Source organism: Streptomyces sp. NPDC059456, from assembly GCF_042750055.1.
In the GTDB taxonomy this organism is placed as follows: domain Bacteria; phylum Actinomycetota; class Actinomycetes; order Streptomycetales; family Streptomycetaceae; genus Streptomyces.
On the sequence record NZ_JBHYVA010000246.1, the window covers coordinates 1 to 10,912 of the forward strand.

Consider the following 10,912-nt stretch of genomic DNA (forward strand, 5'->3'; position numbering starts at 1 on the left):
CAGGTGAAGGTGCGGGGTTTCCGTATCGAGCCGGGTGAGATCGAGGCGGTGCTGGCGGAGCACGAGCTGGTCGTGCAGAGCGCGGTCGTGGTGCGTGAGGACGTCCCGGGGGACAAGCGGCTCACCGCCTACGTGGTGCCCGCCGCAGGCGAAGCGGCATCGGCTGATCTGCTGCGCCGGCACGTGGCGGATCGGCTGCCGGACTACATGGTGCCGTCGGCTTTCGTGGTGCTGGAAGCCCTGCCGTTGACGCCGAACGGGAAGCTGGACCGCAAGGCGCTGCCGGCACCGGAAGCCGTCTCCGGCACCACGCACAAGGGACCGCGCACCCCGAACGAAGAGATCCTCTGCAAGCTGTTCGCCGAGGTCCTCAGCGTCGAGTCCGTGTCGATCGATGACGGCTTCTTCGAGCTGGGCGGCGACAGCATCCTGTCGATCCAGCTGGTCGCACGAGCGCGGGCCGCAGGCCTCGTCTTCTCCGCGCGGGACGTTTTCGAGCGGAAGACGGTGGCCGCCCTGGCCGCCCGCTCCCGTCACGCGGCCGATCCCGGTGCGGGTGGATTCACACCGTCGGATCTTCCCCTGGTCTCCCTGAACCAGGCGGAGATCGGGGTGGTGGAGGGGCGGTGGAAGGACATTTCCGATGTGCTTCCGTTGGCTCCGTTGCAGGAAGGTCTGCTGTTCCACGCCCTGTACGACGAGCAGGCGCTGGACGTCTATACGACGCAGTTGTCTTCGCTGGTGGAAGGGCCTTTGGACCCGGCGGTGCTGAGGTCTGCCGCGTCGGTGGTCGTGGACCGGCATGCGAATCTGCGGGCGGGCTTCGCCTACGAGGGTCTGCGGCAGCCGGTCCAGATCATCCCCAAGCAGGTCGACGTTCCCTGGGAAGAGGTCGACCTCGAGGCCACGGACGCAGCGGCTGAGGAAGCCGCGGTCGAGGCATGGCTGGAGGAGGACCGGGCGCGGCGCTTCGACCTGTCCGCTCCGCCGTTGCTGCGGTTCACGCTGCTCCGTCTCGGTCACCAGCGTTTCCGGCTGGTCTTCACCTGCCACCACCTGCTGCTGGACGGCTGGTCCCTGCCCGTGCTCATGCGCGAGCTGATGACGGCGTACGTACAGGGCGGCCGCGGTGACGGCCTGGCTCGGGTGACGCCCTACCGGGATTACCTGGCGTGGGTGGCGCAGCAGGACCGTGGTGCGGCCGAGGAGGCGTGGCGGCGGTCCCTGGCGGGTGTGGAGGAGGCGACGCGACTCGCGCCGGTGCGTGCGGGTCGGGTACCGGTGGCTCCCGAGCGGGTCACGGTGCGTCTGCCGGAGGAGCTGACCGCTGCCCTGACGGCTGCGGCGCGCAGCTGCGGGGTCACCTTGAACACCGTGGTCCAGCAGGCGTGGGCGGTGCTGCTCGGGCACATGACCGGCCAGGACGACGTGGTCTTCGGTGCGACCGTCGCAGGACGTCCGGCCCAGATCCCCGGCATCGAGTCGATGGTCGGCCTGTTCATCAACACCGTGCCGGTACGGGTGCGCCTGAAGCCGGCGGAGTCCGTACGGGAGGCGCTCGTGCGGCTCCAGGACGAACAGAGCGCCCTCCTGGCCCACCAGCACCTCAAGCTCACCGACATCCACCACCTGACCCCGGCCGACGAGCTCTTCGACACCGTCGTCGTGTTCGAGAACTACCCGGTCGAGGACTCGGCCGTGGAACAGGAGAGCTCCACCCTCAGCCTCACCCACGCCGAAGCACGGGATGCGACGCACTACCCGCTCAGCCTGATGGTCATGCCGGGGACCGGCCTGCACCTGCGGCTCGACTACCGTCCCGATGCCTTCGACCGCCCCTCGGTGGAGGGCGTCGCGGATCGCTTCGTCAGCATCCTCGAGGCGGTCGTGGCCAACGCCGGACAGACCGTCCGGGAGATACCGCTGCAGAGCGAGGAGGAACGCGAGCGGATCCTGACCGCTTGGAACGACACCACTCAGGGCGTTCCCGACACCACGCTGCCGGATCTGTTCGAGCAGCAGGTCGCACGGACGCCCGAAGCCCTGGCCGTCACCGGCGGCGGGATCCGGCTGACCTATGCAGAACTCAATGCTCGAGCGAACCGACTCGCGAGGTACCTCGCCGACCGGGGCGCCGGCCCCGAACGCCTGGTCGCCGTTGCCGTACCCCGCTCGGTCGACCTCGTCGTCGCCCTGCTGGCCGTGGTGAAGACCGGCGCCGCCTACGTCCCCATCGACCCGGAATACCCCGCCGACCGCATCACCCACATGCTCCGGGACGCCGACCCGGTCTTCGTCGTCACCCAGGCCGAAACGGCGGAGAAGCTGCCCGCGGAACCTGCGGCCCACGTGAGCCGACTCGTGCTGGACGACCCGGCCACGCGGACCCTCCTTGAGAGCCAGGACCCCCGCAACCTCTCCGTCGACGAGCGCCGCCCGAGCCGCCTGCTCGGGCAGCACACGGCCTACGTGATCTACACGTCCGGATCCACCGGACGGCCCAAGGGCGTGGCCGTCTCCCATGCCGCGATCACCAACCGTCTGCTGTGGATGCAGAACGAGTACGGTCTGGAGCCGACGGACCGGGTCCTCCAGAAGACCTCGTCCGCATTCGACGTGTCGGTGTGGGAGTTCTTCTGGCCGCTCGTCGTCGGCGCCGGAATGGTCGTTGCCGCCCGCGGAGAACACAAGGACCCCGCGGCCCTCGCCGAGCTGATCCGCACCGAGAGGGTCACCACCGCACACTTCGTCCCGTCGATGCTGGGCGCCTTCCTCCAGCATCCCGACGCAGCCTCCTGCGCGCCGCTGAAGAACGTCGTGTGCAGTGGTGAGGCGCTGTCCGTGGAGTTGAAGAACCAGGCGCTGCGCACGCTCGGTGGGTCAGTCCACAACCTGTACGGACCCACCGAGGCCGCAGTGGACGTCACGTACTGGGAATGCCGGGCGGCCGACGAGACCGTGCCCATCGGGCGCCCGGTGTGGAACACCCGGGTGTATGTGCTGGATGCGGGTTTGTCGCCGGTGCCGGTGGGTGTGGCGGGTGAGTTGTACATCGCGGGTGCGCAGTTGGCTCGGGGTTATGTGGGTCGTGCGGGGTTGACGGCGGAGCGGTTCGTTGCTGATCCGTTCGCGGTGGTGGCGGGTTCGCGGATGTACCGGACCGGTGATGTGGTGCGCTGGTCCGCGGACGGTGTCCTGGAGTTCGTGGGACGCGCGGATGCGCAGGTGAAGGTACGGGGCTACCGCATCGAACCGGGCGAGATCGAGGCCGTACTCGCCGGACACGAATCGGTGGGTCACGTCGCGGTCGTCGTACGGGAGGACCGTCCCGGCGACAGGCGGCTGGTCGCGTACGCCGTCGCAGCGGACGGCGATGTGCTCGACCCTGCCGTGTTGCGTGGGTTCGTGGGGGAGCGGTTGCCGGATTACATGGTGCCGTCGGCGGTTGTGGTGCTTGATGTGCTGCCGTTGTCGCCGAATGGGAAGTTGGACCGTGGGGCTTTGCCGGTGCCGGGGGTTGGTTCTGGTGTGGTGGTGGGTCGGGGTCCGCGGTCGCCGCATGAGGAGGTGTTGTGCGGGTTGTTTGCCGAGGTTCTTGGGGTTTCGGGGGTTTCGGTGGATGACGGGTTCTTCGAGTTGGGTGGTGACAGCATCCTTTCGATTCAGTTGGTGGCTCGGGCGCGGGCTGCTGGTTTGGTGTTTGCGCCGCGTGATGTGTTTGAGCGTAAGTCGGTGGCGGGTCTGGCTGCTGTGGTGGGTGTGGTGGAGGGCTCGGTCGGGGTTGAGGCTGAGGGTGCTGGGGTGGGTGTGGTGCCGTTGACGCCGGTGATGCATCAGGTTCGTGAGCGTGGTGGTCCGTTGGCGGGGTTCTCGCAGTCGATGCTGGTGGAGGCGCCGGCGGGGTTGTCGTTGGATGTGCTGACGGCGGTGGTGGGTTCGGTTCTGGATCAGCATGACGCTCTGCGGATGCGGGTGGTCCTGGACGCTGACTCCGATTCCGGCTCCGGCTCTGGCTCTGGCTCCGACTCCGGCTCCGGTTCTGGTTCTGGTTCTGGTTCGGGCTTCGACTCTGGGTGGGGTTTGGGTTGGGGTTTGGAGGTGTTGCCGTCGGGTGGGGTGGATGCGGCGGGGTGTGTGTGTCGTGTGGATGTGGCGGGTTTGGTGGGTGGTGGGTTGGAGGAGGTGGTGTTGGCGGAGGCGGTTTCGGCGCGTGAGCGTTTGGATCCGTTGGCGGGTGTGATGGTGCAGGTGGTGTGGTTCGACGCGGGTGTGGGTGTGTCGGGTCGGGTGTTGTTGGTTGTGCATCATCTGGTGGTTGATGGGGTTTCGTGGCGTGTGTTGTTGCCGGATCTGGCGGCGGCGTGGGGTGCGTTGTCGGTGGGTGGTTCGGTGGTGCCGGCTGTGGTGGGGACGTCGTTCCGTGGTTGGGCTGGTCATTTGGTGCGGTTGGCGGGTTCGGCTGAGCGGGTTGCTGAGTTGGGTTTGTGGCGGGAGATGGTGGGGTCTTCCGGTGTTCGGGTGGGGTCGCGTGCGCTTGATCCGTTGAGGGATACGGCTGGGTCGGTGCGGGGTCTGGTGGTGGAGCTGTCTTCGGAGGAGACGCGTCCGCTGTTGGGTGAGGTGGCGTCTGTTTTTCATGCGGGTGTTGAGGATGTGTTGTTGGCGGCGCTTGCGTTGGCGGTGACGCGTTGGCGTGGTGTTTGTGATGGTTCTGCGGGTGGGGTGTTGGTGGAGTTGGAGGGGCATGGTCGGGAGGAGGTGGTGGAGGGGGTTGATCTGTCGCGGACGGTGGGTTGGTTTACCAGTGCGTATCCGTTGCGGATTGATCCGGGTGTTTTTGATGTGGGTGAGGTGTGGGCTGGTGGGGCTCAGGCCGGTGTGGTGTTGAAGCGGGTGAAGGAGCAGGTGCGGTCTGTTCCGGATCGTGGTCTGGGTTTTGGTTTGTTGCGGTATTTGAATGCCGGGACGGGTGTGGTGCTGGCGGGGGGTGCGCGGCCTGAGATCGGGTTCAACTATTTGGGCCGGTTCAGTGTGGGTGGTGGTGGTGCTTGGCAGATCGCTGCTGAGTCGGTGGCTTTGGGTGGTGGTCTGGATCCGCGGATGCCGGTTCCGCATGCGTTGGAGATCAATGCGGTGGTTCAGGACGGTGTGGGCGGTCCGGCTTTGCAGGTGTCGTGGTCGTGGGCGTCGGGTGTCCTTGACGAGGCTGATGTCGTCGAGGTGTCCGGGTTGTTCGTCGAGGCGTTGAAGGCGATCACCCGTCACGCGGCTGATCCCGACGCGGGTGGATACACGCCCTCCGACCTTCCCCTGGTCTCCCTGAACCAGGCAGAAATTGATCAACTTGAGCAGCTGTGGAGGAACGACAAGTGAAGCGGAATGAATTGGAAGACGTTCTTCCGTTGGCTCCTCTGCAGGAAGGTCTGCTCTTCCACGCCCTCTACGACGAGCAGGCGCTGGACGTCTACACGACGCAGATGTCTTTCCTCATAGAAGGACCGCTGAACGTCGCGGCTCTGAAGGCGTCCGCCCGAGTCGTTCTTGAGCGGCACAAGAACCTGCGCGCCGCCTTCATCCACGAGGGTCTGCGGCAGCCGGTCCAGGTCATTCCCCGGAACGTGGAGCTCCCCTGGGAGGAGATCGACTTCTCAGACCTGGACGCCGGCCGCCAGGAGACCGCGGTCGCCCAGTGGCTGGAGCAGGACCGGGCGCGGCGCTTCGACCTGTCCGCCCCGCCCCTGCTGCGGTTCACGCTGCTCCGCCTCGGCCGCCGGCGGTTCCGGCTGGAGTTCACGAGCCACCACCTGCTGCTCGACGGGTGGTCCCTGCCCGTATTGATGCGCGACCTGATGACCGCCTACGAACAGGGCGGACGCGCCGACGGCCTGGCGCCCGTGAGGCCTTATCGGGACTACCTGGCGTGGGTGGCACAGCAGGACCGCGGTGCCGCGGAGGAGGCGTGGCGGCGGTCCCTCGCGGATGTGGAGGAAGCGACCCGGCTCGCGCCGCTGCACGCCCGTGCGGCGCAGATGGCTCCTGAACATGTCACGGTGCGTCTGCCGGGCGAGCTGACCGCTGCCCTGGCGGCTGCGGCCCGGAGCTGTGGTGTCACGTTGAACACGGTGGTCCAGCAGGCGTGGGCGGTGTTGCTCGGGCACATGACCGGCCAGGACGACGTGGTCTTCGGTGCGACCGTCGCAGGACGCCCGGCCCAGATCCCCGGCATCGAGTCGATGGTCGGCCTGTTCATCAACACCGTGCCGGTACGGGTACGCCTCAAGGCCGCCGAGTCCGTACGCGAGGCGCTCGTGCGGCTCCAGGACGAACAGAGCGCCCTCCTGCCCCACCAGCACCTCAAACTCACCGACATCCACCACCTGACCCCGGCCGACGAGCTCTTCGACACCGTCGTCGTGTTCGAGAACTACCCGGTCGGCGCCGCACCGAAGGCCGCGGAGCCGGCCGACGCGATCCACGTAGAGAGGCTGGAAGGGCGGAACAGCACGCACTACCCGCTCAGCCTGATCGTGATGCCCGGTGACGAGATCCGGCTGCGGCTCGACTACCGACCCGACCTGTTCGACCGGGCGGCGGTGGAACAGATCGGATCCCAGCTGGCCCGGGTGCTGGAGGCGATCACCACCCGACTCGACGGCGCGGTGGGGCGCTTCGACCTGCTCGGTGCGGAAGAGAGGCACCGGGTACTGACCACGTGGAACGACACGGCCCGCGAGGTTCCGGATGCGCTGCTGCCGGAGTTGTTCGAGTCGCAGGTGGCACGTGCCCCGCATGGGCCGGCTGTGGTCGGCGGTGGGGTGGAGCTGTCGTACGCGGAGTTGAATGCCCGGGCGAATCGTCTGGCGCGTCATCTGGTGGCGTGTGGTGCGGGTCCGGAGAAGCTTGTCGCTGTGGCGCTGCCCAGGTCGGTTGATCTGGTGGTTGCGTTGCTCGCCGTTCTGAAGAGCGGTGCCGGGTATGTGCCGTTGGATCCGGAGTATCCGGCGGACCGGGTCGCGTATGTGCTGGCTGATGCCGATCCGGTGCTGGTGATCACTGATACGGACACCGTGCGCGTGCTGCCGCAGGACGGTACCGCTCCGCACCTGGTGCTCGATGAGCCGGGAGTCCGGCGTGCCGTGGCGGCCCGGGATGGCGGAGACCTGTCTGACGGTGATCGTTTGTCTTCTGTGTTGCCGGCGCATGTGGCGTATGTGATTTATACGTCGGGTTCGACGGGGCGGCCGAAGGGTGTGGTGGTTTCGCATGCTGCGTTGGTGAGTTTTCTGGCGGCGGTGGGTGTGCGGTGTGGGTTGGATTCGTCTGACCGGTTGTTGGCGGTGACGACGGTTGCGTTTGATATTGCGGCGTTGGAGTTGTATCTGCCGTTGGTCAGTGGTGCGTGTGTGGTGGTTGCGGGTCGGGGGGAGGTTCGGGATCCGTTTTTGTTGGGTGGGTTGGTGCGTGGGTCGGGTGTGTCGGTGATGCAGGCGACTCCGTCGTTGTGGCAGGCGTTGGTGGCGGAGGTTCCCGAGTCTGTTCGTGGTGTGCGGATGCTGGTGGGTGGTGAGGCGCTGCCTTCGGTGTTGGCGGAGGGTATGTGTGGGTTGGGCCGTGAGGTGGTGAACCTGTACGGGCCGACGGAGGCGACGGTGTGGGCGACGTCGTGTGTGGTGGGTGGGTCTGGTGGTGTGTTGCCGCCGGCGATCGGTGATGCGTTTGCGAATACCCGGGTGTATGTGCTGGATGCGGGTTTGTCGCCGGTGCCGGTGGGTGTGGCGGGTGAGTTGTATATCGCGGGTGCGCAGTTGGCTCGTGGGTATTTGGGTCGTGCGGGGTTGACGGCGGAGCGGTTCGTTGCGGATCCGTTCGCGGTGGTGGCGGGTTCGCGGATGTACCGGACCGGTGACGTGGTGCGCTGGTCCGCGGACGGTGTTCTGGAGTTCGTGGGGCGTGCTGATGCTCAGGTGAAGGTGCGGGGTTTCCGTATCGAGCTGGGTGAGATCGAGGCGGTTCTCGCCGGTCATGAGCAGGTCGGACAGGCGGCTGTCGTCGTTCGGGAGGACCAGCCGGGCGACAAGCGCCTCGTCGCCTACCTCGTGCCCGCGGTGACGGACGCGGGGCCGATCGATCCGGACGTGTCCCTGCTGCGTGAGCACGTGTCCGCACACGTGCCGGACTACATGGTGCCGTCGGCGTTCGTCGTGCTCGACGCCCTGCCGTTGACGCCGAACGGGAAGCTGGACCGGCGGGCCCTGCCGACGCCGGAGTACGTCGTGACCACCGCGGGACGTGGGCCGCGGACCCCGCGCGAGGAAATCCTGTGCGGCCTGTTCGCCGAGGTCCTCGGAGTCGAGTCCGTGTCGATCGACGACGGTTTCTTCGAACTCGGCGGGCACTCGCTGCTGGCGACCCGTCTGGCGAGCCGGATCCGGTCCGTCCTCGGCGTCGAGGTGAGCATCCGGTCGCTGTTCGAGGCCCCGACCGTCGCCGGCCTCGTCGACCGGCTCGACGAGGGTGGCCGGGTCCGGGAACCGCTGGAGCGGCGGGAACGACCGGAAGTCCTTCCGGTGTCCTTCGCCCAGCGCCGCCTGTGGTTCCTCGGCCAGCTCGAAGGCGCCTCGGGAACCTACAACATCCCCCTCGCGCTCCGTCTGACCGGCGCGCTGGACGTGGAGGCGCTGCGGGCCGCGCTCGCGGACGTCGCCGGCCGGCACGAGAGCCTGCGCACGGTGTTCCCGCAGGTCGACGGAGAGCCGCGGCAGGAAATCCTGCAAGGCGCCGCGGGGGTTCCGGTGTGCGCCGTCGAGCAGGTGCCCGAGGCCGGAATGGCGGCCGCGATCTCAGCGGTCGTGACGGACGGCTTCGACCTGGGACGGGACCTGCCGTGGCGGGTCCGGGTGCTCCGGTCCGCGCCGGACGAGTCGGTTCTGGTTGTGGTGCTGCATCACATTGCCGGTGACGCATGGTCGATGGGCCCCCTGGTGGCCGACCTGTCCACCGCGTACGTGGCCCGCTGCCAGGGGCGTGCCCCGGAGTGGGACGAACTCCCGGTGCAGTACGCGGACTACACGCTGTGGCAGCGCGAGGTACTCGGCGACGAGGACGACCCGGACAGCGTGATCGCCTCGCAGGAGGCCTACTGGCGCCGGGCCCTGGCCGGGCTGCCCGAGCAGATCGAACTGCCGGTGGACCACCCGCGTCCCGCCGTGGCCTCCCACGAGGGTGCGTCGGTCGGTGTCCAGGTCTCGGCCGAAACGCATGCCCGTCTGGTGGAGCTGTCCCGCTCCAGCGGGGCGAGCATGTTCATGACGGTGCAGGCCGCGCTGGCGGTCCTGCTGTCGAAGATGGGCGCCGGGGAGGACATCCCGATCGGGACGCCGATCGCCGGCCGTACCGACGACGCCCTCGATGAGATGGTCGGGTTCTTCGTGAACACGCTGGTCCTGCGGACCGACGTCTCGGGCGACCCGACGTTCCGGCAGGTATTGGAACGGGTCCGGGAAGCGGACCTCGCGGCGTACGCCCACCAGGACGTGCCGTTCGAGCGGCTCGTGGAGATCCTCAACCCGACGCGGTCCATGGCCCGCCACCCCCTCTTCCAGGTCATGCTCGCCGTGCAGCACCACGCACCGCTCCTCGCCACCTTCCGCAGTGCCACGGCCGGATCGACGACCGAGGCGGGAGCCGAACTGCCCGACCTGGCCGTACGGCCGGAGCCGATGGAGGGGACGGTCGCGAAGTTCGATCTGTCCTTGAGCCTGGGCGAGACCCACACCGACAGCGGGCACGCAGGACTCGAAGGGCGCCTGGACTACCGCACCGACCTGTTCGACGCGGCCACCGTCGAACATCTGGCCCGGCGACTGGTCCGGCTCCTCGACGCCGTGGCCACCGCCCCCGACGCTCCCGTCCGCCAGGTCGACGTCCTCGGGACGGACGAACGCGAAACGGTTCTGCGGACCTGGAACGACACCGCGCGCGAAAGGTCCGGGGCAACCCGGGCGACGCTCACGGAACTGTTCGAGGCCCACGTCGCACGGACCCCCGACGCGACAGCAGTGGTGAGCGACGGGCTGGAGCTCACCTATGCGCAGCTGAACGCGCGCGCGGACCGACTGGCGCGCCATCTGGCCGCCAAGGGCGCCGGACCCGAGCATGCAGTCGGTCTGTGGATGGAGCGGTCCGCTGACCTGGTCACCACGCTGCTGGCCGTGCTGAAGACCGGCGCCCACTACGTACCGCTGCACGAAGGCCACCCTCCGGGCCGGCGCCGACTGGTCATGGCGGACTGCGCAGCCGAACTGCTGGTGACCGACCGTCCGACGGAAGCCGCCGAGTTCGCAGGGACGGCAGAGGTCATCTGCACCGACGAAATCCTCGGCGCGGCTTCCGAGACGGGACCGGTGGAACCGGCCGGTGCGCGTGGTGCGGACGGGCTCGCCTACGTGATGTACACGTCCGGGTCGACCGGTGAGCCCAAGGGCGTGGCCGCCACCCACCGCGGCGTCGCGGACCTCGTACTGGACCGCTGCTGGGAGACGGACCACCACGAGCGTGTCCTCTTCCACTCCCCGTACGCCTTCGACGCCTCGACGTTCGAGCTGTGGGCCCCTCTCCTCTCCGGCGGGACCATCGTCGTGGCTCCTCCGGGAAATCTGGACGCCCCGTCCCTGGAACAGCTGATCAAGGTTCACGACATCACGGGCGTCGTCCTGACGGCGGGACTCTTCCGCGTCATAGCCGAGGAGACTCCGACGTGCCTCGCCCAGCTGCGCGAGGTGTTGACGGGTGGTGATGTGGTGTCGCCGGTGGCGGTTCGGCGGGTGGTGGAGGCGTGTCCGGGCACGGTGGTGCGGGTGTTGTACGGGCCGACGGAGATCACCTTGTGTGCGACGCAGTACGAGGTTCCGGT

Annotated in this window: 2 protein-coding genes; both read left to right on the plus strand. The window is 68.0% G+C overall.

From position 1 onward, the window contains the following. The first annotated feature begins 9 nt into the window (after positions 1-9). Complete coding sequence (locus tag ACFXA3_RS21710; protein WP_385189016.1) at positions 10-5,373, plus strand: amino acid adenylation domain-containing protein; 5,364 nt, start codon at positions 10-12, stop codon at positions 5,371-5,373. After that, positions 5,370-10,912, plus strand: a 5,543-nt coding sequence (locus ACFXA3_RS21715; RefSeq protein ID WP_385189018.1) for an amino acid adenylation domain-containing protein, incomplete at its 3' end; no start/stop codon positions are given. The genes ACFXA3_RS21710 and ACFXA3_RS21715, both read left to right, overlap by 4 nt.